Annotated in this window: 27 protein-coding genes; 8 read left to right on the forward strand and 19 right to left on the reverse strand. The window is 39.9% G+C overall.

Going from position 1 to position 26952, the window contains the following annotated elements; genetic code table 11:
- Positions 1 to 50 precede the first annotated feature (50 nt).
- The 5 genes from bamE to ACMUMK_RS12715 form a co-directional block, all read right to left on the reverse strand.
- Positions 51 to 632, reverse strand: a complete 582-nt coding sequence (gene bamE / locus ACMUMK_RS12695) for an outer membrane protein assembly factor BamE (RefSeq protein ID WP_414701515.1) — start codon at positions 630 to 632, stop codon at positions 51 to 53.
- Between the two features lie 72 nt (positions 633 to 704).
- Positions 705 to 1727, reverse strand: a complete 1023-nt coding sequence (locus ACMUMK_RS12700) for a BtrH N-terminal domain-containing protein (protein WP_414701516.1) — start codon at positions 1725 to 1727, stop codon at positions 705 to 707.
- The gene (locus ACMUMK_RS12705; protein ID WP_414701517.1) at positions 1727 to 2128 is read right to left on the reverse strand and encodes a hypothetical protein; all 402 of its coding nucleotides are present in this window, start codon (positions 2126 to 2128) and stop codon (positions 1727 to 1729) included. The genes ACMUMK_RS12700 and ACMUMK_RS12705 overlap by 1 nt, the downstream gene beginning before the upstream one ends.
- A gap of 2 nt (positions 2129 to 2130) precedes the next feature.
- Positions 2131 to 3276, reverse strand: a complete 1146-nt coding sequence (locus tag ACMUMK_RS12710; protein WP_414701518.1) for a beta-ketoacyl-ACP synthase III — start codon at positions 3274 to 3276, stop codon at positions 2131 to 2133.
- A 1-nt stretch (position 3277) separates the two neighbouring features.
- Complete coding sequence (locus ACMUMK_RS12715) at positions 3278 to 4192, reverse strand: dialkylrecorsinol condensing enzyme (protein WP_414701519.1); 915 nt, start codon at positions 4190 to 4192, stop codon at positions 3278 to 3280.
- 73 nt (positions 4193 to 4265) lie between these two features.
- Between ACMUMK_RS12715 and ACMUMK_RS12720 the strand changes: the two genes are divergently transcribed.
- Positions 4266 to 4748, forward strand: coding sequence for a DUF2141 domain-containing protein (locus ACMUMK_RS12720; protein ID WP_414701520.1), 483 nt, complete (start codon positions 4266 to 4268; stop codon positions 4746 to 4748).
- Here ACMUMK_RS12720 and ACMUMK_RS12725 read toward each other — a convergent pair.
- The 12 genes from ACMUMK_RS12725 to ACMUMK_RS12780 form a co-directional block, all read right to left on the reverse strand.
- Positions 4745 to 5353, reverse strand: coding sequence for a hypothetical protein (locus tag ACMUMK_RS12725; RefSeq protein ID WP_414701521.1), 609 nt, complete (start codon positions 5351 to 5353; stop codon positions 4745 to 4747). The genes ACMUMK_RS12720 and ACMUMK_RS12725 overlap by 4 nt on opposite strands.
- Positions 5350 to 6450 carry a beta-ketoacyl synthase N-terminal-like domain-containing protein gene (locus ACMUMK_RS12730; protein WP_414701522.1) on the reverse strand — a complete coding sequence of 367 codons (1101 nt, stop codon included), beginning with the start codon at positions 6448 to 6450 and terminating at the stop codon, positions 5350 to 5352. The genes ACMUMK_RS12725 and ACMUMK_RS12730 overlap by 4 nt, the downstream gene beginning before the upstream one ends.
- Positions 6451 to 6452: 2 nt before the next feature.
- Positions 6453 to 6725 carry a phosphopantetheine-binding protein gene (locus ACMUMK_RS12735; RefSeq protein WP_414701523.1) on the reverse strand — a complete coding sequence of 91 codons (273 nt, stop codon included), beginning with the start codon at positions 6723 to 6725 and terminating at the stop codon, positions 6453 to 6455.
- On the reverse strand, positions 6716 to 7873 hold the full coding sequence (locus ACMUMK_RS12740; protein ID WP_414701524.1) for an ABC transporter permease: 1158 nt from the start codon (positions 7871 to 7873) through the stop codon (positions 6716 to 6718). The genes ACMUMK_RS12735 and ACMUMK_RS12740 overlap by 10 nt, the downstream gene beginning before the upstream one ends.
- Positions 7854 to 8780, reverse strand: a complete 927-nt coding sequence (locus ACMUMK_RS12745) for an ABC transporter ATP-binding protein (RefSeq protein WP_414701525.1) — start codon at positions 8778 to 8780, stop codon at positions 7854 to 7856. The genes ACMUMK_RS12740 and ACMUMK_RS12745 overlap by 20 nt, the downstream gene beginning before the upstream one ends.
- Positions 8781 to 8927: 147 nt before the next feature.
- Positions 8928 to 9359, reverse strand: a complete 432-nt coding sequence (locus tag ACMUMK_RS12750; RefSeq protein ID WP_414701526.1) for an excinuclease ABC subunit A — start codon at positions 9357 to 9359, stop codon at positions 8928 to 8930.
- A 74-nt stretch (positions 9360 to 9433) separates the two neighbouring features.
- Complete coding sequence (locus ACMUMK_RS12755) at positions 9434 to 9991, reverse strand: DUF3261 domain-containing protein (protein WP_414701527.1); 558 nt, start codon at positions 9989 to 9991, stop codon at positions 9434 to 9436.
- Positions 9981 to 12275 carry a hypothetical protein gene (locus ACMUMK_RS12760; RefSeq protein ID WP_414701528.1) on the reverse strand — a complete coding sequence of 765 codons (2295 nt, stop codon included), beginning with the start codon at positions 12273 to 12275 and terminating at the stop codon, positions 9981 to 9983. Before ACMUMK_RS12760 ends, ACMUMK_RS12755 begins: the two co-directional genes overlap by 11 nt.
- The gene (locus tag ACMUMK_RS12765) at positions 12272 to 12820 is read right to left on the reverse strand and encodes an outer membrane lipoprotein carrier protein LolA (RefSeq protein ID WP_414701529.1); all 549 of its coding nucleotides are present in this window, start codon (positions 12818 to 12820) and stop codon (positions 12272 to 12274) included. The genes ACMUMK_RS12760 and ACMUMK_RS12765 overlap by 4 nt, the downstream gene beginning before the upstream one ends.
- A 29-nt stretch (positions 12821 to 12849) precedes the next feature.
- Entirely contained in the window at positions 12850 to 13395 is a 546-nt protein-coding gene (locus tag ACMUMK_RS12770) for a hypothetical protein (protein ID WP_414701530.1), read from the reverse strand.
- A 73-nt stretch (positions 13396 to 13468) separates the two neighbouring features.
- Positions 13469 to 14260: a lysophospholipid acyltransferase family protein gene (locus ACMUMK_RS12775; RefSeq protein ID WP_414701531.1), complete on the reverse strand. Its 792-nt coding sequence runs from the start codon at positions 14258 to 14260 to the stop codon at positions 13469 to 13471.
- A gap of 78 nt (positions 14261 to 14338) precedes the next feature.
- Positions 14339 to 16357: an FAD-dependent oxidoreductase gene (locus tag ACMUMK_RS12780; protein ID WP_414701532.1), complete on the reverse strand. Its 2019-nt coding sequence runs from the start codon at positions 16355 to 16357 to the stop codon at positions 14339 to 14341.
- 84 nt (positions 16358 to 16441) lie between these two features.
- Between ACMUMK_RS12780 and ACMUMK_RS12785 the strand changes: the two genes are divergently transcribed.
- The 7 genes from ACMUMK_RS12785 (at position 16442) to ACMUMK_RS12815 (ending at position 20837) form a co-directional block, all read left to right on the forward strand.
- Entirely contained in the window at positions 16442 to 17113 is a 672-nt protein-coding gene (locus ACMUMK_RS12785; RefSeq protein ID WP_414701533.1) for a 4'-phosphopantetheinyl transferase family protein, read from the forward strand.
- 65 nt (positions 17114 to 17178) lie between these two features.
- Positions 17179 to 17907 carry a beta-ketoacyl synthase chain length factor gene (locus ACMUMK_RS12790; protein WP_414701534.1) on the forward strand — a complete coding sequence of 243 codons (729 nt, stop codon included), beginning with the start codon at positions 17179 to 17181 and terminating at the stop codon, positions 17905 to 17907.
- Positions 17908 to 18029: 122 nt separating this feature from the next.
- Positions 18030 to 18293: a phosphopantetheine-binding protein gene (locus ACMUMK_RS12795; protein ID WP_414701535.1), complete on the forward strand. Its 264-nt coding sequence runs from the start codon at positions 18030 to 18032 to the stop codon at positions 18291 to 18293.
- Positions 18294 to 18301: 8 nt separating this feature from the next.
- Positions 18302 to 18547, forward strand: coding sequence for an acyl carrier protein (locus ACMUMK_RS12800; protein WP_414701536.1), 246 nt, complete (start codon positions 18302 to 18304; stop codon positions 18545 to 18547).
- Between the two features lie 5 nt (positions 18548 to 18552).
- On the forward strand, positions 18553 to 19227 hold the full coding sequence (locus ACMUMK_RS12805) for a DsbA family oxidoreductase (RefSeq protein ID WP_414701537.1): 675 nt from the start codon (positions 18553 to 18555) through the stop codon (positions 19225 to 19227).
- A gap of 372 nt (positions 19228 to 19599) precedes the next feature.
- Positions 19600 to 20619 carry a diguanylate cyclase gene (locus ACMUMK_RS12810; RefSeq protein ID WP_414701538.1) on the forward strand — a complete coding sequence of 340 codons (1020 nt, stop codon included), beginning with the start codon at positions 19600 to 19602 and terminating at the stop codon, positions 20617 to 20619.
- Positions 20619 to 20837, forward strand: a complete 219-nt coding sequence (locus ACMUMK_RS12815) for a histidine kinase dimerization/phospho-acceptor domain-containing protein (RefSeq protein ID WP_414701539.1) — start codon at positions 20619 to 20621, stop codon at positions 20835 to 20837. The genes ACMUMK_RS12810 and ACMUMK_RS12815 overlap by 1 nt, the downstream gene beginning before the upstream one ends.
- A 157-nt stretch (positions 20838 to 20994) precedes the next feature.
- On the opposite strand, the gene ACMUMK_RS12820 is transcribed toward ACMUMK_RS12815, so the two are convergent.
- Both ACMUMK_RS12820 and gltB read right to left on the reverse strand, forming a co-directional pair.
- On the reverse strand, positions 20995 to 22410 hold the full coding sequence (locus tag ACMUMK_RS12820; RefSeq protein ID WP_414701540.1) for an FAD-dependent oxidoreductase: 1416 nt from the start codon (positions 22408 to 22410) through the stop codon (positions 20995 to 20997).
- Positions 22411 to 22420: 10 nt separating this feature from the next.
- Entirely contained in the window at positions 22421 to 26887 is a 4467-nt protein-coding gene (gene gltB, locus ACMUMK_RS12825; RefSeq protein WP_414701541.1) for a glutamate synthase large subunit, read from the reverse strand.
- Positions 26888 to 26952: the final 65 nt, after the last annotated feature.

Here is a 26952-nt window from a genome sequence, read left to right on the forward strand (position 1 = left end):
AGTAAAACGGCCTCAAAGAGGCCGTTTTTTATTGTAAGGACTATCTAAAGTTATAACCTAATTTCGGTAACTATGTCGTTTTCATCAAACTCGATAGCTTGTTTTTTAAACTTATTTAACCAATACATCCATGTCTCACTGTCTAATGATGGTGTTGCATGAATAGGAGGGCGTCCCATAGCGAATAAAATCCCTTCTTTAGTCATACCTACTTTAGGTTTACCTTCTTTTATGCCTTCTTGGTCCACAGTACTTAGAGATGCAACTTTGGCTTCATCACATGATGTGTCTATAAAGTTGGACATATTTTGTAATAAAGACTCGCCAGCTTTTCTTGTATGTTTGTCCCACAGGTAAGTGTAAGTAACATTGTTATAAACAAACTCTACTTCTTTCTCATCGACATCTTTTATTGTGACTTCAGAGCACATAGGGATCATAGTGCCATTTAATTGATAATTGACTGCGTAGAGTATTTTACGTTTGTTGTCGGGGTGTAAATTAACGAGAGTAACCAGTGTTGCGCCTTCTTTAATTACGCTGTTAGTTTCAACAGTTGAAGAGCAACCCATAGTTATAGCGCTTACGGCAAATGTGAGCGCAAATAACGACTTTTTCTTAATTGATATCATCGTTTTAATCCTTTCAAAGTTTAGTCAACAAGTCCCTAACCTCTCAATGTTGAGAGTGCAACTAGAGTGATATTATTTAATTACAGATAAAGATAATAATCTAGTCTGTAGCTGTTTTTCCATTTCGCCACATTCTTCTAAGGTTTGAGCAATTGTTTGCAAGGAAATGTCTTGACGTTTTTTGCAAAACAATACCGCTTGCATAGCAAATTCTCGCCACTTATCGCCGATTTCTGTGGTGAGTTTAGAAACTTCATAAAGCCTTTGATCACCAGTTAGAACAGAAGCTTCATCTAGAAAGCTGGCATACATAAACCTAAAGCCAGCGCCACCTGTACCGATTTCCTCTTGCATCCTCACTATATTACCTAAGTACAAACGGGTGTACTTCATTGGCTTTTTTTCAAGTTTTAAAATTTGCTTTGCAAGATAGTGTATACCTTTAATCCCAAAGAAAGATATCCCGGGTATGGGTAATCCGTACATCATTTTAGCGGTTTTTCTAATACTTTTATAAATCAGGCTATTAATATCAACCTGTTCATTATTATCCTCTAAAACATACATCAAGCCCTTTGGAGCCAGCGCACCTTTGGCAAACCTTGCTCGTTTAAGATCATCAGCAGGGCAGGTAACCACTTCTTCAAATACAGGATCACTTATTAGATAGTCACCTTTTGCATTTTTTCCGTAGACAACTAGATTGTGAGCATTAAAGTGAAAGCGCATATCCTCAGGAAAGTAAGGCAGCCAATATACAGATGTTTGTAGGCCCACTGAGCGACCTTGTTTGAGCTCCTCGTCTAAGGCTTGCATACCTTTTTCTGGGCTTGAGAATTTCTGACTATGGACAGTCATTTTTAATTTTTTAGCTACGCCTTTTATAATACTTTTAGGAGGCATGCGATAGGCTATCAAAGGTAGCCCGTTTATTTTTACAAAGGGTAGGTACGCAAAGGTAAGTGCTGATGCAAGGCCAAAAGCCATAGGCTCACTCATTGCAATCCGGCCTTGATTACTCAACATATTAGCTACAACACCTGTTTCACAATGAGAAGACTGACGGTGCTCGAAGCTATTTTCTATATTACTCATTATGACTCTTCAATATTGGTAAGTTGCTGTCTTGATAGAGCAAAAACGTCACAATAAATGTCGAGTTTACGCTGGCTTAATTTATTAAAAATTTTAGGTGTTAAATGACGCTTAACCTGCCATTGGAAGAATCCACTAACTTGGGCAAGGTTGGCAATATCTAAGCGGTGTTTGTGCATATGGTAAGCTAATGGAGATAGCTCACCTTTTTTTACCGCTTCTTTTGCTTCTTGGGTTAATTGCTGTAAATCTTCGACGGCCATAGAGGTAGCAAAACTTTCAACTTCCCAGCCACTTGATTGTACACCTGTGTAATGGCCTTCTTTATCTATGGCATACATAAGCTTTTTATGGCCGTCGTAGGTGGGGCTATTGTCTTGTGGGACATTTTCTTTACGCATAATTACACTACAGTCAGTTGCATGAATGCACTAGAAAAACGGCCGCTTTCAGGGATATAGCAAAGCATCTTTTGGCCTGCTGTTAACTTTGAGGAGTTAAACAGTTCTTCAAGCATGATAAAGATAGAAGCTGAGCCAGTGTTACCCTTTTGAGGTAAGTTGGTAAACCATTTTTCAAAGGGTAGTTCAAAGTCGATATTGACTAAGCTTTGGTATACTTTCTCTCTAAAGTAATTAGAAGAGTAATGGGGCACAAAGTAATCATAATCACTGGTGCTTAAATTACGTTTTTTGATAATCTTCTTTAAGGTTTCTTCGACTGTAAACTTCACTATGTTTTCATTTAACAGGCGCACATCCTGTTTAACCGACATAATGGACTCTTGCTCTCTTTGAGCGCCGCTATAGCTAGGCCAGCCTTTGAGTTTGCCATCAATCTTTTCTGCACCAGCATACATGCATGCCTCTAGTTGGTTGGCAAAAGAAAAACTATCTATCCAGTCAATACGTAAAGATAAACCCTCTGTGTTGGCTGTGTCACTTAACAAGGCAGCACCTGCACCGTCAGACAACATCCAGCGTAAGAAGTCTTTTTCAAATGCCATTTCTGGATGGTCGGCTAAGGTATCAAGCTTATGTTGATGTTCAGAGTCAAAGTTACGAGCGTGCATAATCGATGAAGCCACTTCGCTGGCTACTACTACGCTTTGTTTGCTTTCGCCGGCTTTAATATTCAAGTAAGCATATTTAAGAGCGGTTATTCCACACAAACAAACACCAGAAGTAGAGACTATTTCACATGGTGGGTTTTTTAATTCGCCATGTACCATAGCTGCATGATTAGGCATAACCTGATCCGGCATAGACGAGGATGCAACTAGGCTATCAAATGAGGATAGATCAGAGTCATCTGGAAACAGACCTTTAACTGCTTCGGCGGCTAGTTCTGCATTGGTGTAATTTTGTTTGCCTGTTTCTGGATCAATGGCGTAATAACGTTGCTTAATGCCATTACTTCTGAGGATCACAGCTCTGGCTCGAGATTTTTTGTCGCCAATCAAACCTAAACGCTTTTCCATTTCGTTATTGGTGACAGCTTCATTAGGAAGGGCGGCAGATAGTTTATTGATATATATATTATTTTCCATTCTACTCTCCAGATGGTTCCGCATAGTATTTTTTCTGTGCAATTATTTTTTTTCTTGTTAGCGGTGATATGAGCTTTTTTAGTAGAGCGCTAATCGGAACTACGGTGAGAATTAATAAGATTAAGAAGGTGACGTAAACCGTTAGCCCTAAAGCTCGTCGTTTACTATCTTGGGGCCCAAGTTTACGCAATATTTTGGACCAAATATTAAAACTGTGATTTGCCACTCTTTCGCTGGCAATTAATTTTTCGTTAATTTTTACCGCACCTAAACCTTCTAACATGCTTGTTTGAATAGATTCTGAATTCGTTTCTAGACGGGTTCTAATGGCTTCACCGAAACGTTTTGCGTCTTTGATATCTTGTTCTCCAACGCCTGCTGGTGGAACCCAAGATAATGGCTTTTTGTTCCCCGTTAACATCCATAAAGGCGTGGCTAAAAAGCTGAAAAAGGCACCACAATCATCACTTAAGACTACATTGTCTACTAGCTTAGCATTGAGGCTGGATAAAAAGTGTTTAACCTTTTCTTGGGCCATTAACCACATGCCTCTACATCCGATAACTGTCACCACAGGCGTATCTTTAAATAAAGTTTTGGCTTGGTCTGATTGTAGAAATGACGCGATAGGAATAGATGGCGACAAAAACCAGACTTGATAGGTCAATATTATGAGATCGTACTTCTCGTACTTTGGTGTTATGTCATCTAACTCAACAGGTTCCATGACAACCGTTTCTGGGAAAATGCGGAAAAACTTTAAAAATGGCCATGGAAAAGGGAAAGGCACTTTAGGTTTAATAACAATGGTTTCCATTGATATCTTGTCTGAATTTTCAAGTGGCTCGCAAATTGAGTCCTTTATTTTAGACAATTGCCCCGTTTGGGTATAACAGATAGTCAGTATTTTTCGCATGTATTAGCTGATTGTTCCATCCTCAGTAAACCAGTATTATACTAAACCACGCCTCAAAGTGAACTCTTAGTTAATGATGAAAACAGCTATTCTTGTAACACAAATTATCTTAAGTAATTTGGCTATTGGCTTGTTCAGTTTACCTGCCCTTGGTGTTGACTTAGCACTTCAAGTAATGAATAAAAAACCTCAGTCAGGTACTTTGTTTGTGGAGTTGTATAAACCATCTAGTGTTGCTGAAGAGCATGATGAATGGCAGCATATCGAGTCAGTGTCTACTCACACCTTTAAAATAGTAGAGGCACAAAAAAAACATGTGTTTTCTTTGAGCGGCCTTGCTATAGGAACCACCTGTATCAGAGCTTTTTTAGATGTAAATGCTAATGAACGCTTAGATAGAAGCCCAATGGGTGTGCCTAAAGAACCTGTCGCTTTTGCGAATAACCCGCCGTTATTTTTAGGTGAGCCAGTTCCCGCTAAAGGATGTTTTGAGCTAACAGAAGAACAGCAGCAACTCGTTTTAAAGCTACAACAAAAGAAACGTAAAAAAGCTTAGAATGAAGCTAGCTTATGCTGTAAATCGAGTGTGTAGGGTATGGTGTAGCTTGCCTGACTAATATTTTCAAAACTCAAATCTGTCACTATAGGGGCTATTTCCTCGACTGGATTTTCGGCTAACATGGCGTAACAACTTCTCTCGGTTGGTGTTTCTTGCCAGAATAAAATTACCACTTTTTGCTGTACTTTTGATGCAAGCTCAATAGCACTGACCATCAGGGCTTTGTCTATAGCATTTGTCCCTGCGCCTAAAAATAAGTTGCTACCATGGATTTCAAATTCTTTAGCAATGTAAAAATTAGCCGCGTTGCCAACCGTGGATACAAAATCAAGCGGACGAATAGATTTTCCATTTTGGCAGTCAATTATTAGCTTTTGTACTAGCTCAACAGAGAAATACGGCGCGCAGCTAACAAGGGAGACTTTTTCTGGGTTTGCTATGTCTAAATTTAATTTAGCAATTGCGGCCAAGCCACTAAGAGTAAAGTTATCCATTCTACGAACGGCGACATCAAAATCATCTTTTACTTGTTGGCGCAGCGCTTTATTGCTCATGGTACGAGGATGTGAAAAGTATGCTTGACTCGTTATGGTTAGTTTCATAAATGCTCAGTTTTTAAAACCAGTGCTGCGTTGTTACCACCAAACCCACAATGATTGATTAGAATATGCTGATACGAGTTCAGTGCGGTGGACTCTGCAGCAAAAGGCAGCATAAGGTTTTCTGCTTGCGTATCAGGTACAGGAATTATTTCACTATTTAGTAGTTCATCCATTATGGCTATTTCTAAGGCGCCACAGGCTCCCAACGTATGACCTAGGTAAGGTTTAAAGGCTATGATAGGTGGGGGTAATGCAAAGTACTGCTTTAGGCCTTGGAATTCAGAGATATCATTGTTGTAGGTTGCTGTGCCGTGGACTTTAACGAGATCGATATCTGTCTTATCTAAGTTTGCATCTTGGACTGCTTGCTCAAGTACAGTTGTGATATGACTGCCATCCTCGGCCGTCATGGTTAGGCTTGAGGTATCACAGGCCGAATAACCACCTAAAACACTAAAATAATGGCTACGCTTAGGAGGATTTTTCGTTAATAACAGCGCGCCAATTCCTTCGCCTAAAACTAATCCTTCTCTATCAAATGTAAAGGGTCTTAATTTACTAGGAGAAATTAAATCAAGAGAGTGAAAGCCATCAACTGTGAGGTGATTATAAAATTCACAGCCAATGACAATAACTTGTTCAATGCTGCTATTTTCAAGTAAACCTTTGCCGTATAGCAAGGCATTAACACTGGCTGTACAAGCAGTATTAAACACTAAGTGGCACTGACTTAGGCCAAGGGTTTGTTGTAAGTGCTCTGTCAGGCGGTCTATTTTTGGTAGCCAAATAGTCTCCCCTTCTTGGGGTTGGATAGTCCCTATATCTAATGATGTTGACCCTAGCATTAGTGCTGTCTTTGCTAATGCTTGTGAACTCAAGCCACTTTTTTTAATTAGTTGTTCGGTTATGTTAGTTAGAGTACTGAATACTCTTTGTTCGGACGAGTTGATAGCCAAACCATCCATTTTGTAAAAGGGGACCTTGGCTTGGCTTGGTACATCAACCCATGCATTTTCTTGAGGGTTGAAGGTTAACGGACCTTTTGAACTGTCGCCACAAGCAGAATAGGACAGGCTTGAATGAATATAAATTGGCATATTTATGCTTGTTTTGCACTTTGAATGTAATCAACAATACTGGATATTGAATGTAAATGTTTCCGTGATTCTTTTGAGCCTTCTACTTTAATGCCAAAGTGCTCCTTTAAAACAAGGGCTAATTGCAATGCATCTAGGGAGTCTAGGCCGACGTTGGATTTTTTACCGAACAAGGGCTCATCATCTTCGATATCTTCCCATGTCAATTCATCTTCTTTATCACACTCAACTATGATGAGTTCTTTTAACTGTTTTTTTAGCGCATCTAATTCCATAATAAATCCCTAATTTTTCGACTAAATAAAAATGATGCCACACCTAAAGAAACTAAGCTAAATAGACAAAGTAGCAGTATTGGCTCCATTGAACTGACTATATTGGTATTAAACATATTTTGTTTGACTATATCTGCAGCCCAATACATGGGAGACCATTGTGCAACTTGCTGCAAACTAGGAGGCATTACATCCAAAGGCACCATAAAGCCACTTAGGGCTGCTAGTATAATATTAACACCGCCACCAAGTACTATTGCTTGTTCAAACGTCTTAACTAATGCAGAAAAAATCGATGCAAAGCATACCGCACTTAAACATATAAATAACCCTAAGGGGATAATGTGTAAAATTTGACTGTATGCTACGGGAGGCGAATCTATCACTAGGGGAACAAGGCGCAATCCAATAATAAGTAACACTAAAAACTGCGCAAGGCTGATACAGTAAAATGCTGCTAATTTTGTAAAAAAGTAGGTGTACATATTGATAGGGAAGGTTTTTAAGCGGATCAGTGTGCCGCTTTGGTTTTCATTTACCAATGTGATGGATATGGGTAAAACAATAAAGAATATTCCAAATACTAGCCAAGAGGGAATGCTGTAACTGATAACGGGTAACAGCGCTCCTGTTGTTGAAGTGGTGATTAATTCAGAAGTATCTGATTGTTTGATGATTAACTGCATTTGCTGATCAAGGGGTAAATCAGCGTCCAACTCTTCAGTTTCTAGCATGTATAGATGTAACTTTACTCTGGCAAAAGATAACTCTAAATGTTGCTGGATAACGGTTTGTATAGGTAGAGAGGCATTGCTACTGTATTTGATATTTATTAAGCCTGTGGCATCACTTGCTAATACATTGTCGTTGAAGTTGTGATTGAAGGTGAGGCTTGCGGTGGCTGAATCAGCGTCATCACTAAACTGGTATCCAAGATCAGCTAGGTAGTTTAGATATAGCTTTTCATGTTCCTTGGGTTCTTGTTGCTCTGTATAAATGCTAATTGAACTAAGTATATCTGCTTCGCGCCCGCTCATAGCAAAGGTCATCAATAACATGAAGGTTAGCGGCATGATAAAAAGCACAGCTATACTATGCAGATCGCTAAATACTATCAGTAACTCTTTTTTAAGGCTTTGCAGTATCATGGTGTTCCATTAGTTTCAGATAGTATTCTGTTAGCGTGTTTGGTCCGTATTGTATGCTGCGGATTGTGATATTCATTTGCTGTGCGAGCTGCATCACCTCCCAAAGGGCTTTATCTGTTTGTAGCTGACATTCTAGGGTGTCATCTTTAGGAAATTCCCATTGCTCTAGTTGCTTGATTTTATCTTTAAAGCTGGCAGCTAAGGGCTGTGCAAAGACTAATTTTAATAGGTGTTTATTGTCTTGATTTGCAAACTCAAATGTTTTGCCAGCTTTGATCATGTATGTGGCATCACAATGTTCTTGGATTTCACTTAACATATGGGATGTGAAGACTATGGTTTTCTGTTGTTTTTTCAGTGAATCAATTAAGGCTAAAATCGCTTTTCTAGATACGGGATCAACACCAACAGTGGGCTCGTCTAAGTATAAAACTTTGGGGTCCTTAAGTAACGCAATCGCTAAGTTCAAACGTCTTTTATACCCCCCAGACAATGATTTAGACTTTTGCTTTAGAACACTTTGTAGCTGACACTCTGATACCACCCTGTGGATAGCGTTTTGTTGTTGTGCTGAATTAAAACCACATAGGCTTGCAAAGTATTCAAGGTTTTGTAAAACGCTAAGGGGGAAATAAAACGCATACTCTTGAGGCACTAAAGCAATGTGTTTTTTAATAAAGAGTTTTTGATTATGTAAACTTGCTTGGTGCTCAGTAAAGGCTATTGAGCCGGATGTTGGCGTTAATAGACCTGAAAGAATCGATAATAGAGTGGATTTTCCTGCGCCGTTTGGGCCTATTAGCCCTACACACATTCCTGAATCAATCGTAAATGAAATATCTTTTAGGGCAGGCTCTTTGTTTCCTTTGTATTGATAGCAAACGTTCTGTACTTGTATTCCAATCATGTATGGTGTGGTCTATCAATATTGGTTGTATTCATTGTTAGGATAACAACAACCAATGACTGGCTATTGCTTTGAGCCTGTGATTTTGTGCTAGTAAACAAAAACTGTTTGGGTGATACAGCTGCTCGCCATGCCACCCAAAAGTAATTAAGGAAGCTCTACAAGTTTGGCTTTTAAGGCTACCCCGGCAATGAATTTACCGGCGCCGCACTCAAATTCTGTACTGCTTGCAAATTCTTGATGCTTATAGTTTGACTTAATATCAACAACTGCATTCATGCCTTTTTTAAGCGCTTGTTCTTGTAATGCTTTTATCGCTGATAGTAAAACCCACTCACATGCTTCTTGATCTGACTTATTGAAAGCATTGGTTTTTTTACTTGTGGTTGTTTCGCCCCAAGTCGTTGTTGGGGTGGCATGGGACTGCCCAGAAAAATAAATTGGTACGTCTAACAAGGCTTGTTTCGCTTTCTCTGAGCTTAATACAGGCTCAAGAGAGAATTTTAAACGGTCGTCTCTTGCAAATGCACTGCTTGATAATAAAAGGCAGGTGACTAGGCCGGCTAATAGTACTTTCATTGGTTATCCTTAATAATAAAAATTGCGTATCCACAACATTAAATCACAACATTAATTGCTTTTGTATTTAATCTTTAATCCAAGGTTTCGATTGTTATTTGATAGTTATTTTTGTGATGTACGACTGTGCTTGTTTTTTCAGTGGTAGTAACAGAATAAAACAGTGATTGGTTTTCGAAAAACTGTCTGCTGTTTGGATCATTTGCAGAGACCGTAAGCCCTACCAGTCCTTTTTTTACTGAGTTAATTGGCCAAGTAGACAGCTGATAGTAGGTTAACAATTGTTTGGCGGGAATATCCGGCATACCTAAACTTTTTTTAATAATCAGATCTTGGCCTTGTTGCCAGGTTAATTGAAATAACTGTATGCCAGAGAAACTCAGGCCAACCATATTAATACTGTCTTTTTGCAATTCAGTTTGCAGTAAAAATTCATGGATATTATTGTTTTCGCTAACCTGTAGCTTTTGTAAAGATGTATGGCCAATTAGCTCTGTCGGCACGCCTTGTATTACATAGCTGGCTTGTTTGCTCAGTGTGACTTGGGTGGGTTCGAATTTTAGAGTATTGCAAGCTACTAATAACGAGATTACTAGAATGCATATTAAGCTTAACTTTCCATTATTTATCATTTAATTGGTGACGCTTTAAGAGAGTTGATGGAAGCATTAAACATAAGCCCCAAGCTATGATGACGCCAAGTAAAATGGTGAGCCCAAATTGTAAAATTGCTGGTGTACTACTAAACACAAACATACCAAAAGCCAGGCCCGATGTCGCCGCTGAAAGACTGATTGCTTTTAACACGTGCTGTTGTCTGCCATGCTCGATTAAAAACACCACATAATCCACACTTAAGGCAATAATTAAAATGCACCCTAATAAATTAAATAAGGAGACATAGCCTAATAGTAAATGACTAATGGCAAGTGAACTTAAGGCCGTTATGATTGGAATGCTAGCAAGCTTCAAGCCTTTTAAAACCCCATATCTGAAGGCCATCAACAACAATAACGCCACAGCAGTGGCCATCAGAAACTGAAGTAGGTAGCCACGCAATTTAGACAGTGCCAGTGAATACTTGGCGGGTTGATCAAAGTAAAAAACTGGAAAATCTAATTGTTGCTGTAATTGTTCTAAAAAAACATTATCGACGGGTCCCATGTAACTCATAATCCCAGTTAATGTGTTTTCTTTAGTGGTTATCTGTGGATAAAGCTTGAGTATTTCAGGGGGTAAATCTTTTATTGTCATGAGGGCGTTAGGCAAAGCGGTAAGTTTTGCTAAAGCCTCTTGGTTCATAAACTCTGTAATTGCCGTGAGTTTGTTATTGGATAAACCGTATTTTAACCAATTTGTATTGTCTTCTTGTGTTTGAAACGAAGGAACCCATTGGTCTATACCAAGTAGCTCGTATGTTTCATTATTTATCTTGTCTATCGCTTTTCTAATTTTTTCAAAGCGCTGCAATATCTCTTGTTGGTTACTTCCTTGTGTATAGATAAATCTTGGATACTGTTGGTTTCCAATAATTTGGTTAACCTGTTTTTCATTATTGATTAAGTGCGCTGGGCTACTATTAAATGCGTTAATGTCATCTTGGAAATACCAATTAGGCGCCACGACTACACAGCTTAGTAGCAACACAGTGAGCATCAACTTAAAGCCTTTGAGGTGTTTTACTGTTTTACTGGTTGATACATTGCTAGCTGGGCTGGATTGCCTCTGCCATGGCCAAGCAACTATAAGAGTTAAGGTAGTAAATATTGTGAACAACAAGCCAGAAACAATAAACACGGCTACTTGTCGCAGAAGTGGTATGGGTAACAGTAATAGTAGAGAGTAACTAACGATAGTGGTGATGCCACTTACTAAAATTGCCGGAGCAATATAGTCCCTAAGTGTCTTGCCTCTGAGCCCTGTGTGTTTTGCAGTTAACAGCGTGTGATACCCATAGTCAACGGCGACGCCTATTAAGCTCACGGCAAATACTAACGACAAAATATGAATTTCTTCAAATACAATAGTAAGGGCTAACATACCTGCTAGCATAGCACTGCCAAGCAGTAAGCTAATACATATTAAAGGCTGAATACTTCTAAAGCTAAGTATAGTGAGGGCTAAAACGCCTACAATTGATAACCCACCAAATAGTTGTGTTTCAAAACTAGCTTGTGCTGTGATTGCTGCAGAATGAAACATCAAACCACTGGAAAGTATTTCCATGTTTGGAGCTCGGTATTTGGCTACCAAGGTATCTAACTGAGTTATGGTAGACACTACAGTATCTAACTGTATAGCGGCAGCTTCAAACTCTAAAAACAATGGGTAGTATTTATTGCCATTATAGTCAATGTAAAGAAAGCCTTGGTCTTGTTGCCAAGTGTTGAGGCTAGACTTATCTGCAAACCAATCTGCCAAATTCAGTAGCGGCGCTTCATTTATCGTGAGCGAAACCAAAGGGTTGGTTGGACTGCTAAGCAGGCGCAGATAGTTATCAATTATATAAGAATAATCGTTGTTATCTTTTGCATGAGAAGCGGCCTTACTTAAAAAGGCTAGAGGATAAGCTGTGTAGGTATCTGATAGTTGGGTAACATCTATATTCTTACTAGGCTTTGAATTCGCATGTTGTACTAAGCCGATGTCCTGAAGGCCTTTGGCTATGCTTGTTATTGTTTGTTTAGTTTCTTCAACGTCTTGATGTGTAATTAATAATAAGCCTTTGGTTTTAAATGGCTCTGCGGCGGCTTCGGTGAGATCGTTTATGTCCTCCCCCAAGTCAAGAGTGTTAAGAATATTTGAATCAAAACTAATGCTGCCAGAGGCGACTTTATAAACCAAGGCGCTTGCCATCAAGCTGGTTATCAGCAGCCAAACTGTAACGAGCAAGATATGTTTAGAGTTAGGCGTCACTGGGTTTTATGCTCTGCTGGTTGGGTGTTATCCCTTAAGTATATTTGGGTTAAATTGCCGTTGGCTTCATATAAGGTTATTTGTTGTAGCGCTTGCTCTGAAATTATCAGCTCTAAGCTTTGCATAACATCAGACACTGCTTGGTCTAGAGGCTTTAGGGTCAATCCAGTATTAGTTTCAGAAATACTAAAATGTTGTTTTAAGGTTTCAAAATCACCACTAAAAATGGGTAAGAGCAAGGCACTGAAGCTGGTATCTGAAGTAAGTATTTTATATTGCCCATCTGCTTGTTTTTCTGAGACACCATTTTTATTAATCAACAGATAATTGTTTACAGGCTTTAGGGTATGCCATTGAAGACCGGTTTCCTTTGAATACAGGTATTCACCATGGCTAACAAAGGGGCGGCTAAGTGCTGCTAAATGCTTTTCTTGGGTAAATTGTCCTTGTAACTTGTCTTGATTCAACCAAGAAACTTCAAGGCCATGAGATACTTGGCTTTGTAGGCTCAATAACAAAATTAATAATGATAAAAACTGCCTCATTTAGGTTCCTTATTTGAAGCTAAGCTAGCTTAGTGCTTATGTTTTACGGTTTGTCTAATAAGCCACTCTGATGCGCCCAAAACACCCATCAATACATATGAAATAACACCATTGTATAGAGTCCAAATTTCAATGTCGCTATACATAGCTGTGTAACTAGAAATACTGGCATTTATGATGAAAAACACACACCAGACTTTGGTGAAAAAACGGGTGTAACTCACCCCATAGTCGGACAAGTTTTTATTTTTAATGCGAGCAAAACGCTCAATGATAGTGGGCGGTGAAATTAACGAATAACCAAAAACAGCAAAAAACATTAGGCTCATGGCAACCGGATAAAACTTAATACCGTAATCAGAATTGGACAGTAATGAAAATACCAATAAGGTTAATACCGCCCCAAAAATCCACTTAAAATGTTTGGGTTTGTAGGTACTGGATTTATCTAACACAAAGCGCAAGGCTAATAAGGCAATCAGCAACCCAGAGACGATACTTGGACTACAGTATTTGAGACCAAAATAAGCAATGATTGGATAAAGCACTGCGAGTATGGTGAGTAATATTGACAATTTATATGCTCATTGAATAGTTACTAAAGGGTATTAGATGAGAGTGTTATTTCTGCAAAAGACAGCGCTAGTATTATGCCGAGTCAAAAATATCATCAAATTTCGCGAAGTCTTCCCTGTAGCTCCGTTGCTGCTCTCTGGTTAACTCACGTACCGATTTACTTATGCCTTGTGATGAATAAACACTTGTATCTATTTCATTTAAAACCACTAACTTCATATGGATTTTTCGCTCAGGCACTTTATACCAAGGTAAGCCTTTAGTGAGAGCTGGTGGCGTGACTTTAATTAATACTCGTTGAAAGTTTTTCTCACTACGTAGCGCTATGTTTGCGGCACCTCTTTTGAAGTTAAACTCTGTTCCAGGAAAGGTTCGAGTACCTTCAGGAAAAATAATAAGATTACATCCCTTTTCTAATGATGTTTTACAGTCTGTAATTAAATCTTCGGGATCGGCATTACTGATATAGCCTGTATTTTTGATAATACCTCTGGTGAAAACATTTTGTAGTAGTGAATGTTTAACTATACAGTCTGCGTTTTTGACAATAGAAATTAGAACAACAACATCGATAAGAGAAGGGTGATTAGCAATAATAATTTTGCCCTTAGCCCGTTTAAGAACCTCCAACCCTTTTACATCTACTTTGGTTACCCCAACTATATACATCAGCCAAACAAAGCTTTTAAAGGTCAGGTGCACTGCATATCGGCAGGCTTGCTTGCGTTTATCTTCATCATTTTTATATTTTAATCTGTAAAACGGCAACCATAAGCTGGCAATAATAATGCCGCCAAGTCCAAATATGGCAAAGCAAAAAGCCGTACCCAAAAAACGCCAAATTTTACTTAAGAATATGATCACGATATTTATTTTCTACTTTAATTTAGGATTGTAGAGGTACTAAGTACAGGCTCGCTATATTGTAGAACAAGCATGTTACTATATTATTGACGCCAATTCTGCGGCTTGACGTATCGCTAACATTGCATCTAGTTTTTTGACTTGTTTGGCGCCGCCTATATGGTGATAGGGAACTTTTAAGTCTTGGTAATCAAGGCTGTTATTGGATTGTTGGCCAGCACAAATAATGATGGTGTCTGCCTCTAAAACAAACTCTTTACCTCTACTTTCTAACTCCAGTCCATTGGAAATAATTTTCCGATAATTAATCTTTGTTAAGGTTTTAATATTCTTTTGCTTAAACTCTTCTCTATGGATCCACACTGTGGTTTGACCTAAGCCAGTGCCAGGCTTGCGAACGGAGCGTTGCAACATAGTTATTTCTGGTGCGCAAACAGATGGCTTGGGTTTATTCGTTTTACCTCCCCGAATGTCGTTGTTTAAATCAATGCCCCAGTGGTTAGCAAAAATATTGCTTTGTTGGGTTAAGGGTAGGTGTTCAGTTGCAGTGGTAGTCAGTTTGGTGACTACATCAAAGGCAATACCTCCCGTGCCTACAATAGCAACCCTGTTACCAAGGGCAGGCGTTTGCTCGATGGCCTCAATGTAACTTAACACATTTGCCTCTGGCGCTATGGGTATATCTAATTTTTGCGGTGTAGTGCCAGTTGCGATAACGACTTCGTCAAAGGTGTTTAGTTCGTCACTACTTACAATAGTGTTGTACTTAATATTAATTTTATTTTGGGTAATGGATACCTTTAAGTAACGAATAAACTCCTTAAATTCTGCTTTCCCAGGAATACTAGCTGCTAAGTTTAACTGACCACCTAATTGTGCCGTTGCCTCAAAAACACTCACCTTATGGCCACGTTGAGAGGCATAAATTGCAAACATAGCGCCAGCGGGGCCTGCGCCAACCACGGCAATGTTTTTGGGGGTGTCGGTATTTGGGAATGTCAGACTTGTTTCAAATGCAGCCCTAGGGTTGACCAAGCAGCTGGCTACTTTACCTTTAAAAATTGGGTCTAAACATGCTTGATTACAAGCAATACAGGTATTGATTGTATGGGCGGCATCATTCTTGGCCTTGTTAACAAAATGGCTGTCTGCTAGAAATGGTCTGGCCATAGATACCATATCAGCGTCACCGTTTGCCAAAATTGCCTCTGCAACTGCTGGCGTGTTTATTCTATTGCAAGCAACAATTGGAATATTGATGTGTTTTTTTACTGAAGCTGTGATTGAGCTAAATGCTGCTCTGGGTACGACGCTCGCAATGGTGGGGATCCTCGACTCATGCCAGCCTATACCACTGTTGATAATGTTGACGCCTGCATCTTCTAACGCCAATGCTAGTTGCACTACCTCTTCGATGTTATTGCCGTCCTCAACCAGATCAAGAATTGAGAGGCGAAAGATAATAATAAAGTGTTCGCCTACTCTTTTGCGGATACGCCTTACTATTTCTAAGGGGAAACGAATTCTATTTTCAAAACTTCCCCCCCAAGCGTCACTTCGTTTATTGGTGTGCAAACATAAAAATTGATTAACTAGGTACCCTTCTGACCCCATGATCTCAACGCCATCATACCCCGCCATTTTAGACAGCTCCGCGCAGTTCACAAAGTCTTCAATCTGCTGCTCTATTTCAGACTCATTTAAAGGGTGGGGGGTAAAAGGTACGATTGGTCCTTGCAGTGCACTTGGGGCTACAAGTTCATTGTGATAACCGTATCTACCCGCATGTAAAATCTGTAAGCATATTTTTGTGGGATATTGATGTACGCTATCTACAACTTGTTTATGTTCAGCAATCTGGCTTTTGTGTTCTAGAATGGCCCGCTTTGGTGCAAGAATCCCTGAGCTGTTTGGAGACACTCCCCCTGTAATAATTAAGCCCACCCCTCCTGCAGCTCTTTCAGCGTAAAAGGCTGCGAGCTTTTTAAATCCATCTGGCTGCTCTTCTAAATTTGTATGCATAGACCCCATAATGATCCTGTTGCTAAGTGTGGTAAAACCTAGGCTTAGCGGAGAAAGAATATTAGGGTAAGGCATAGAAGAATATCTGGAGTTGAGACTTTTGTTGGCCTAGTTTAACATGAATAATCGGTTTTTTAAGTTCCAATCTAAGTGGAAAAAGTGCCTAAATTCAATACAGATGATGACTTTTTTACAAGAGATACTCAGGTCTTCTACTGTGATATGCAGCAATGTAGCATTACCGACCAAGGCTTATTTTTGTTATTAAATACCGAAGATTGTCAGCGCTACGTGAGTTTTAAAAAAGTGTCACGTAAACAGCAATTTGGGTTAGCTAGATATTTAATCAAGCAAGTCTTGTTGAAGTATTATGATATCCCTGTTGAGCATAATTACACCTTCAACCACTACTGTGAATGGGTAGTGACTGACACACATGATAAATTTTATATCTCTATTAGCCATAGTAAAAATATAGTCGCTGTGGCTATATCTGTGGTTGAGCAGAAGATTGGTTTGGACGTTGAGTTTATAAAAGACAGAAACTATTCGGAGCTAATCAATCATTTTTGCTCTGAACCCGAGAAGCGGCTATTTAAAGATAGTGAAGATAAAAGAAATACTTTTTATCAACTATGGACTGCAAAAGAAGCCTACATTAAAGCCTATCAGCTGACCCTAATTGACATTACAAAAATTGACTTACCCTCTTTATATGACAAAGAAAATCAATGGCACATCCAGAAACACTTTCTTGAGGAAGAGAAATATTGTTTGAGTTTATTAAGTCACTCAAGCTTAAATATATCACCGCAAAAAGTTTTATTTTAGTCTGGGTTTGCTTCACTCTTTACTAATTTGTAGAATGCCCAGCTCAAAAATTTGGAGAATAATGAATGGAATTAACCTTTCAGGTTGCTAAGTGTGTTGCTTGGGCCCCAGGGCTTGAAACTGAACATGATTGGCGTCTATGGCAAGCTGGAGAGCTTGATTTTTCCTCGGATATCACACTACCTTCATTAAAGACTATTCCACCTATGCAGAGACGTCGTTTAAGTCCTTTTGCTAAGGTGAGCTTGCATTGCGCCTTAGAAGCAAGTGATCACTTTGAAGGTGATTTACCATGTGTGTTTTCTTCTCGCCACGGTGATCTTAACCGTACCACTAAGCTCATTGAAAATGTTGCAGAAAAAGAAGGGTTATCCCCCACTCAATTTGGTTTATCTGTGCACAATGCAGTGTCTGGCTTATATAGTATTTATACTAAAAATCATGCACCTATATCTGCGGTAGCTGCCGGTAAGGCGAGCTTTTTGGCAGGCTTGATAGACAGCTTGGCTAAGTTGCAAGCTAATCAACTACAAGAAATCCTCTACGTGTATAGCGATTTAAGTGTCCCCGATTGCTACCTAGACTATGTTGATACAAATGAATCTGTGGGAATTGGGATGTTATTAAAAGCCAGCAAACCCAATGAAAAACACTTTACTTTGCAAAGCAAAGATTTAACAAACCAAGTGAATCAAGAGGTTCAATCCTTAGACTTCTTAAAGTTTTACTATGGTGAAGCGACAAGCTGGCAAGGGGCGGTTAATAATCAAGCTTGGACATTGACTAAAAGTTAAGGTTTTAAGAAAGGCTAAAATCAAAGGTTATTGTGTATTGATGATAAGTTGCTAATGGTTCATTGACTGGTATTATTAGCCCCAATTGAAGTTATTCGAATGCAGTTAGAAAAGGAAGTGAAATGAGTGATCTTATCCTTGAGATAAAAAACCTGATCATTGAAGCGTTAGATTTAGAAGATGTCACCCCGGATGACATAGAAGATGAAGCACCATTGTTTGTGGACGGTTTAGGTCTTGACTCTATTGACGCACTTGAGCTTGGGGTTGCCATCAAAAAAGCCTACAAAGTTAAAATTGATGGAAATACTGAGGAGAGTAAAAAGTACTTCTATTCAGTAAAAAGTTTACATGACTTTGTATTAAAAGCGCAAAACGCAGAATAGGCATTTTTATGAATTCAGAACAAATATTATCCATGGTGAAAACCATTTTGGTCGAAGAGTTTGAAATTGAAGAAGCTGATATCGTACCAGAAGCCAATATCTATCAAGACTTAGACATCGATAGCATAGATGTAGTGGATTTGGTGGTTCGGCTTAGAACTGAAACTGGCAAGGTTATTGAACCTGAAAATTTTAAGCAGGTTCGTACTATCGGTGATTTAACAAGTGCATTAAGCACTATGATGAGTGAGTAATACTTTTGCCTAGCCTACCTACAAATAAAACCTTAACCATTGATATTGTCTCGGACGTATCTTGCCCTTGGTGCATTATTGGTTACAAAGCATTAGAAAAGGCTTTGAGTAATCTAGCTCCAAGTATTCAAGCAAGTATTACTTGGCAGCCTTTTGAGCTCAATCCACAGATGCCACAGGAAGGGCAGGAAATTACCGAGCACATTACACAGAAGTACGGTATAAGCCCTGAGCAAGCGGCACAAAACCGTGAAGCCATAGTGCAGCGAGGCTTATCTGTTGGATATGAGTTTGGTGAGCGCCGTGGTGGTGGCATGATTTACAATACATTTAATGCCCACCGGTTATTGCACTGGGCTGAAGAGCTAGGGCGAGATAAACAAATGGCCTTAAAACTGGCTTTGTTTGATTTGTATTTTAAAGAAAACGGCAACCCAAGTGATGCTGAACAATTATTGTCTGTAGTTGAAAAAGTTGGTTTAGATGTAGCAGAAGCACAAGCTATTTTAGAGTCTGATAAATACACCGCAGACGTCAGAAAACAGCAACAGCACTATCAGTCTGCCGGTATTAGCTCTGTTCCAGCGGTAATAGTGAATAATAAACACTTAATAAGTGGCGGCCAGCCTACTGAAATATTTGAGAAGGCCTTAAAACAAATTGCTGAAGAGGTTGTATAAGCGTTTGTTTGCTATTCGTTAGCCTTGTATTAATTATAAAGGCATCGCCAGCAACAACTGATTTACCCCCATAACAAAAAGTCATTTAATAAGAACCGTGGCAACCACCTTTTGTCACGGTTTTTTGTTTGCAGCCTTAACTAACTTCTGTGACTGGTAATCAATTATCTATATTTGTAAATTCTACACATTCTTTGGGTAACTTCGTCAGCTGAAAAGTCAAACTTACTGGTTGCCGCCCTAATGCTGGTTCAAATAATACTATAATATTCAATATGTTATGCTTTTATAAAAGTTGGTGTTATATCTGCTTAACAGTAAACTTAAAAAAGTAATTGTATGCTATGAAGTACATATTTAGGAGTGCGTTACATGACTAATACCAGATTGCTGCACATGCAATCAAAATCAAGTTTTCAGACTTCCCCCAGCATTCCTGAACTTAAAAAACAAACTTTGATGATAGTGGACGATTACCAAGCTAATTTGCAGGCAATGATAGGCTTGTTCGACCTCTATTATAATGTGGTGGTAAAAGATAACGCCAAGGATGCGATACAGTACGCTATCCATGAAGAAGTAGACCTTATTTTACTTGACGTAGATATGCCAGAAATGGATGGTTATGAAGCCTGTTCAATATTAAAGTCTGATCCCATCACCTCTCATATTTCAATTATATTTGTGACCGCAGCCACAGATGTCGAAGAGGAAGAAAAGGGCTTGTTGTTAGGGGCAGTGGACTATGTAACTAAACCCGTTAACTTGAGTATCTTACGAATTCGCGTTAAGAATCAAATGGAGCTGATTTATTATCGCAAGCAGTTAGAAATATTATCCTGTGTTGATGGCCTTACAGGGGCAGCCAATCGTCGCCAATTAGATACTATGTTGCTACAACACTATGCTGCTGCCGTGAGAATGGGAAATTGTTTGTCGGTTATGATGATTGATATTGATAATTTCAAATCATTTAACGATATGTACGGTCACGCAGAAGGAGATGACTGCCTAAAGAAAGTCGCTAAAGCCATTACAGCTGTACAGCAAAGAGAAACCGACTTAGTGGGGCGCTATGGTGGTGAGGAGTTTGCGGTAAGTTTACAAAATACAGATATCGAGGGCTGCATAGTTGTCGCAGAGCAAATATTAGAGCGGGTGCGAAACTTGAATATAGAACACGCAGGAAGCCCAGTACACAAAAGAGTAACAGTGAGCATTGGTTTAGCAGTGTTTAAAGCATCGGCCAATGCCAATGAAAACCTTACTTTAGAACAGCTTCTGCATCAAGCTGATGAGCAGTTATACAAAGCCAAAAGTAAGGGCAAAAATTGTTATAGCTATGAAAGTTCATTAGAGGTAGCTGACTCAAGATTAGTGGAGCAAAGTTAATGTATAAGTTTACCGCAAGTGAATTTGATAAGTTTGTTCACAATATGCGAAATCCTCTTAATAGCATCACATTAAATGCCGAGTTGGGTAAAGTCTTGATTGACGGTCAGGCTAGTACGGAGCAAATCAAGCAAGTATTTAGTAAAATTTTACAGCAATGTAAGGATTGTGATGAAATGTTAGGTGAAATACGTCGCAAAAATAAAGAAAACTCATAACGTTAATAGATTTGTTTCTGGCACGCTGCTTTGTTAAGAATAATACTAAATTTACTATTTGATTTTTTACTCTAGGATTAACTCGAAGTGAAAGTCACCAACTAACAAAAAGCCGCTCGGTTGAGCGGCTTTTTTATTACGCACGTCGGCTTAGATATTAGACATTTAAATAGTCCATTATACCTTCAGCTGCAACTCGTCCTTCATCTATCGCTGTTACCACTAAGTCTGAGCCTCTAACCATATCTCCGCCTGAGAATATCTTAGGGTTAGATGTTTGGAATGCGTACTTGCCATTTCTTGGCGCGCGTACGCGGCCTTTTTCGTCAAGTACAATGCCAAAGTCTGCAAACCAGCTAGCAGGGCTAGGTTGAAAACCAAACGCAATAATAACCGCATCGGCTTCTAGTAAGTGCTCTGAACCTTCGATAACCACTGGACGACGACGGCCTTCTGCATCAGGTTGACCCATTTCAGTTTTCACCATAGTCACACCTATGGTTTTGCCATTTTCGTCTACAGCTATATCTAAAGGCATCAAGTTAAACTCAAACTCTACGCCTTCTTCTCTTGCATTTACAACCTCACGGCGTGAACCAGGCATGCTTGCTTCATCACGACGATAAGCACAGGTTACTTTGGTTGCCCCTTGGCGAATTGAGGTACGAACACAATCCATTGTGGTATCACCACCACCTAGTACAACCACCTTTTTACCTTTCATATCAACAAAGTCACTGGGATCTTTTTCAAGACCAATATGACGATTAATATTAGCAATTAAGAATGGTAGTGCTTCATATACTCCAGGTGCTTTTTCGTTTTCAAAACCACCTTGCATTGGCTTGTATGTGCCCATGCCTAAAAACACAGCATCGTATTCGTCTAGCAGTTGTTGGAACGGAATGTCTTTACCTACTTCGGTATTTAAAACAAACTCAATGCCCATCTCAGTAAATATTTCGTGACGTAAATCCAGTACTTCTTTTTCAAGTTTGAATGCTGGAATACCGAAGGTTAAAAGCCCACCAATTTTCTCGTATTTATCGAAAACAACCGGCTTTACACCATTACGAACTAAGATGTCAGCACAGCCCAGTCCAGCTGGACCTGCACCTACTATGGCAACTTTTTTGTCGGTGGCCACAATACCAGACATATCAGGTCTCCAGCCTTGTTTAAAGGCTGTGTCTGTAATGTACTTTTCAATGCTACCTATAGTAACCGCACCAAAATCATCGTTTAGGGTACACGCCCCCTCACAAAGACGGTCCTGTGGGCAAACTCGCCCACATACCTCAGGTAAGGTATTGGTTTTACTGGATAGCTCTGCAGCTTCAAAAATTCGCCCTTCGTTGGCAAGCTTTAACCACTGCGGAATATAATTGTGTACTGGACATTTCCACTCACAATATGGGTTTCCGCAATCTAGGCAGCGATCAGCTTGACCTTCTACTTGTTTGTCACTCATTGGCTGATAAATTTCAGCAAACTCTTCACGTCTGATGTGAGACGGCTTTTTAGGTGGATCAATACGCTCTACATCAACAAATTGGTATACATTCTTCGACATGTGATACCCCTTATTGCACTTGAACACGAAGTTCGGCAGTTGACCGACTTATGTGTCCTAGTAAGTTTTTAACATCACTGGTTTTTGGTTTTACCAGTCTGAACTGAGGTAAATAACTAGCAAAATTACTGAGAATATTATGGGCATGTTGACTGCCAGTTTCTTCGTAATGCTTGTTAATCAAACCACGTAGGTGCTCTGTTAGAATGGCCTTGTCGACTATTGACAACATTTCCACTAACTCACTATTAACTCGTTGATCTATATCGCCTTGTTCATCAAGTATGTAAGCAAAACCACCTGTCATACCAGCGCCAAAGTTAACGCCTGTGCGTCCTAGTACTGCGACTATTCCGCCAGTCATATATTCACAGCCGTTATCACCAATCCCTTCAACAACAGCTATCGCTCCAGAGTTACGTACAGCAAAACGTTCACCGGCTAAACCTGCGGCGTACAATTTACCGCCTGTTGCACCGTATAAACATGTGTTACCCACAATAACACTTTCATTGGATTTAAACGTTGAGTTTGTAGGTGGGTGAATGATTAGCTTACCGCCAGCCATACCTTTACCAACGTAATCGTTAGCATCACCTGCAATCTTCATTATTAGCCCACCGGCATTCCATACACCAAAGCTTTGGCCAGCTGTACCTGTGAAGTTCAGTTTGATTGGATGTTCATCCATACCCTTGTTGCCATGGTGCTGCGCGATTAAGCCTGACAAAATGGCGCCCACTGAACGGTCTGTGTTACGAATATTGTAATTAAAGGTACCGCCTTTCTTACTTTCGACAGCTTGGCGCACGTCATTAAGCAGTTGTTGGTTTAAGTCACCTTTATCAATTGGATCATTGGTTTCTTGGCTACAGAACATTTTAGTATGATCGCCAGCTTCAGGCTTAGTCAAAATTGGACTTAAGTTTAACTTAGTCTGTTTTGCCGTGACGCCATCTAAAACCTCTAGAAGATCCGTGCGACCAATCAAGTCATCTAGCTTACGAACACCCATAGATGCCATAATTTCACGTACTTCTTGTGCCACAAACTTAAAGTAGTTCATTACCATTTCTGGTAAGCCGATGAAGTAGTTATCACGTAGATTTTCATCTTGAGTTGCTACACCTGTCGCACAGTTATTTAAGTGACAAATTCTTAGGTATTTACATCCTAATGCAACCATTGGCCCGGTTCCGAAACCAAAGCTTTCAGCTCCTAAAATAGCACCTTTGATGATATCTAAACCTGTCTTTAGACCACCGTCTGTTTGGACACGTACTTTATGGCGTAAACCATTACTTACTAGTGCCTGCTGGGTTTCAGCTAAGCCTAGTTCCCAAGGGCTACCAGCGTACTTAACTGATGTTAGAGGGCTAGCACCTGTGCCGCCGTCGTAGCCAGATATGGTTATTAAGTCGGCGTATGCTTTTGCAACACCACAAGCTATGGTCCCTACGCCAGGCTCCGATACTAATTTCACTGAAATCAGTGCACTAGGGTTAACTTGCTTCAAGTCGAAAATTAGCTGTGCTAAATCTTCGATTGAATAAATATCGTGATGAGGTGGAGGTGATATCAATGTTACGCCAGGTACAGAGTGGCGTAACTCAGCGATATACTTGTTAACTTTATCACCAGGTAGTTGTCCACCTTCACCAGGTTTAGCACCTTGTGCCACCTTAATTTGCAATATTTTTGCGTTCACTAAGTAGTGAGGCGTAACACCAAAGCGGCCAGAGGCTATTTGCTTAATATTAGAGTTACGTTCATTACCAAAACGTTTTGGATCTTCTCCACCCTCACCAGAGTTAGAGTTACCACCTAAGCGGTTCATTGCTATGGCAAGTGCTTCATGAGCTTCTGGGCTAAGTGCACCAATAGACATAGCGGCTGTATCAAAACGTGGATAGAGGTTTTCAGCCGGCTCAACTTCATCTATGGAGATAGCTTCAGCTGACGGTGTAAGTGCCAGTAAATCTCGTAAACAGGCGATAGGGCGTTCGTTAACTAATGCGCTATATTTTTGATAGTCCTCATAGTTGCCACTTACTACTGCTTTTTGCAGTGTAGTAACAACATCTGGGTTGTATGAGTGATACTCACCACCGTGAACATATTTTAATAGACCACCATGGGAAAGTGGCTTGCGTTTAAGCCAAGCAACACGATTTAAGTTTATTTGATCCTGTTGGAAATCATCAAACCCTGCACCTTGAATACGGCTAGGAACACCTTTAAAGCAGGCTTCCATTACTGCTTCGTCTATTCCAATTGCTTCAAACAATTTAGAACAACGGTAGCTGGCAATGGTTGATATGCCCATTTTTGACATGATTTTATAAAGGCCTTTATTAATACCTTTACGGTAATTAATGATGGCTTGCATAGGTGTGATATCTAACTCATTGTTATCACACATTTGCTCAATGGTTTCGTAAGCAAGGAATGGGTAAATCGCAGTGGCACCTAAACCTAACAATACAGCATAATGATGTGGGTCGCGTACCGTAGCTGTTTCAACAACTATGTTAGCGTCACAGCGTAACCCTTTGTCTACTAAACGTTTTTGTACTGCACCTACAGCCATGGCAGCAGGAATAGGAATACGATTAGCTTTAATCGCGCGGTCAGATAAAATAACAAAGGCCGCACGCTTGTGTGAAACTAAGTGTTCAACTTCATCACACACTCGGCTGATGGCTTTTTTAAGACCTTCATCAGGGTTGTAATTCAGCTCAACAAATTCTGTATAGTAATGCTCAGGATCGTATTCACGAAGCTGCTTTAAATCGGTATAAACCATGACAGGCGAGTCGAATAGGACTCGGTCTGCATAGCCAGAGGTTTCTGTAAATACTGATTTCTCACGGCCAATACAGGTGGCTAACGACATAACGTGGTTTTCACGTAATGGGTCGATAGGCGGGTTAGTTACCTGGGCAAATTGTTGGCGGAAATAGTCATAAATGCTACGACTCTTACCAGACAGTACAGCCATTGGGGTATCGTCACCCATCGAGCCTGTTGCTTCTTGACCATCTTTTGCCAACACTTTAATGACTTGATCTATCTCTTCATAACTTACATTAAATTGCTTGTAGTAAGTGTTCATCATTTCATCGTCAAACATACGTTTGCCGATTTCTGGTGCGTCGCACTCTTCGATTGGCGCAAGGCGGCGAATGCTGTGATCTAACCATTCTTTATATGGGTGACGACATTTTAAATCATCATCTATTTCGTTAGAACGCCAAATTCTTCCTGACTCAGTATCGATAGCTAACATTTCACCTGGTGCAACACGGCCTTTTTCAACCACCTCAGATGATTCGTAATCCCAAATACCTACCTCTGATGCAAGTGTGATTAAGCCATCTTTGGTAATGACGTAGCGAGCTGGACGTAAACCGTTACGGTCTAGGTTACAGGCAGCATGGCGGCCATTGGTTAATACTATGCCAGCAGGGCCATCCCAAGGCTCCATGTGCATCGAGTTAAACTCGTAGAAGGCCTTTAAGTCTTCATCCATGGTCTTGTTGTTTTGATATGCGGGCGGCACAAGTAGACGCATGGCACGGAATAAATCCATTCCGCCAGCTAAAAATAGCTCGAGCATATTATCTAATGAAGAAGAGTCTGAACCCACTTCATTTACAAACGGTGCTGCATCTGCAAGATCTGGAAGTAGAGGCGTCTTGAACTTGCCAGTACGCGCTCTGGCCCAGTCTCTATTCCCACGGATTGTGTTGATTTCACCGTTGTGGGCTAAAAATCTAAAGGGTTGCGCCAGTGGCCAACGAGGTAAAGTGTTTGTAGAGAAGCGTTGATGGAATACGCATATAGCTGATTTCATATCTTCATCAGCTAAGTCTAGATAAAATTTAGGTAAATCGCCGGCCATTACCAAGCCTTTGTATACGGTAACTAAGCTAGACAAGCTGGCAATATAGAATTCTTCATCTTCAGCTAAGCGTTTTTCGGTACGACGACGAGCCATAAATAAGCGTCGCTCTAAATCTTGTGAGCGCCACCCTGGAGGACCATTGACAAATATTTGTTCAATTTGAGGAACACAAGAAGCAGCTAAGTCACCTAAAATAGTGTCGTCAGTAGGGACAACACGCCATCCAACAATATTAAGAGTTTCTTTTTCTAACTCTTCTGTTAAAACTGCTCTAGCAGCTTCAGCAAGTTGCGGATCTTGATTTAAGAAAATTACACCAACGCCGTATTTATGGCTTAAATTCCAACCATTTTCTTCAGCAACTTTTTGGAAGAATGCGTCTGGCTTTTGCATTAAAAGACCACAGCCGTCACCGGTAATGCCATCAGCAGCAATACCGCCACGATGTTGCATACGGTCCAGCCCTTCAATCGCAGTACTGACTAATCTATGACTAGGCTCACCTTGAGTGTGGGCAATTAAGCCAAATCCACAATTATCTTTCGAATCATTCGGATGATATAAACTCATAATGTTCACTCCTTCAATATTCGACTGGGCAGTATCTTGTATATTTATATTGCCAATTATAAATC

Origin of the sequence: Paraglaciecola sp. 2405UD69-4 (assembly GCF_047525415.1) — a bacterium.
In the GTDB taxonomy this organism is placed as follows: Bacteria; Pseudomonadota; Gammaproteobacteria; order Enterobacterales; family Alteromonadaceae; genus Paraglaciecola.

Coding starts and splice junctions, on each gene's coding strand:
- ACMUMK_RS12820 (WP_414701540.1), bottom strand. CDS start 22,410: ATGTCGAAGAATGTATACCAATTTGTTGATGTAGAGCGTATTGATCCA.
- gltB (WP_414701541.1), bottom strand. CDS start 26,887: ATGAGTTTATATCATCCGAATGATTCGAAAGATAATTGTGGATTTGGC.
- bamE (WP_414701515.1), bottom strand. CDS start 632: ATGATATCAATTAAGAAAAAGTCGTTATTTGCGCTCACATTTGCCGTA.
- ACMUMK_RS12730 (WP_414701522.1), bottom strand. CDS start 6,450: ATGCCAATTTATATTCATTCAAGCCTGTCCTATTCTGCTTGTGGCGAC.
- ACMUMK_RS12740 (WP_414701524.1), bottom strand. CDS start 7,873: ATGATACTGCAAAGCCTTAAAAAAGAGTTACTGATAGTATTTAGCGAT.
- ACMUMK_RS12790 (WP_414701534.1), top strand. CDS start 17,179: ATGGAATTAACCTTTCAGGTTGCTAAGTGTGTTGCTTGGGCCCCAGGG.
- ACMUMK_RS12700 (WP_414701516.1), bottom strand. CDS start 1,727: ATGAGTAATATAGAAAATAGCTTCGAGCACCGTCAGTCTTCTCATTGT.
- ACMUMK_RS12810 (WP_414701538.1), top strand. CDS start 19,600: ATGACTAATACCAGATTGCTGCACATGCAATCAAAATCAAGTTTTCAG.
- ACMUMK_RS12800 (WP_414701536.1), top strand. CDS start 18,302: ATGAATTCAGAACAAATATTATCCATGGTGAAAACCATTTTGGTCGAA.
- ACMUMK_RS12715 (WP_414701519.1), bottom strand. CDS start 4,192: ATGCGAAAAATACTGACTATCTGTTATACCCAAACGGGGCAATTGTCT.
- ACMUMK_RS12705 (WP_414701517.1), bottom strand. CDS start 2,128: ATGCGTAAAGAAAATGTCCCACAAGACAATAGCCCCACCTACGACGGC.
- ACMUMK_RS12780 (WP_414701532.1), bottom strand. CDS start 16,357: ATGCCTTACCCTAATATTCTTTCTCCGCTAAGCCTAGGTTTTACCACA.
- ACMUMK_RS12725 (WP_414701521.1), bottom strand. CDS start 5,353: ATGAAACTAACCATAACGAGTCAAGCATACTTTTCACATCCTCGTACC.
- ACMUMK_RS12720 (WP_414701520.1), top strand. CDS start 4,266: ATGATGAAAACAGCTATTCTTGTAACACAAATTATCTTAAGTAATTTG.
- ACMUMK_RS12735 (WP_414701523.1), bottom strand. CDS start 6,725: ATGGAATTAGATGCGCTAAAAAAACAGTTAAAAGAACTCATCATAGTT.
- ACMUMK_RS12795 (WP_414701535.1), top strand. CDS start 18,030: ATGAGTGATCTTATCCTTGAGATAAAAAACCTGATCATTGAAGCGTTA.
- ACMUMK_RS12755 (WP_414701527.1), bottom strand. CDS start 9,991: ATGATAAATAATGGAAAGTTAAGCTTAATATGCATTCTAGTAATCTCG.
- ACMUMK_RS12750 (WP_414701526.1), bottom strand. CDS start 9,359: ATGAAAGTACTATTAGCCGGCCTAGTCACCTGCCTTTTATTATCAAGC.
- ACMUMK_RS12745 (WP_414701525.1), bottom strand. CDS start 8,780: ATGATTGGAATACAAGTACAGAACGTTTGCTATCAATACAAAGGAAAC.
- ACMUMK_RS12765 (WP_414701529.1), bottom strand. CDS start 12,820: ATGAGGCAGTTTTTATCATTATTAATTTTGTTATTGAGCCTACAAAGC.
- ACMUMK_RS12710 (WP_414701518.1), bottom strand. CDS start 3,276: ATGGAAAATAATATATATATCAATAAACTATCTGCCGCCCTTCCTAAT.
- ACMUMK_RS12815 (WP_414701539.1), top strand. CDS start 20,619: ATGTATAAGTTTACCGCAAGTGAATTTGATAAGTTTGTTCACAATATG.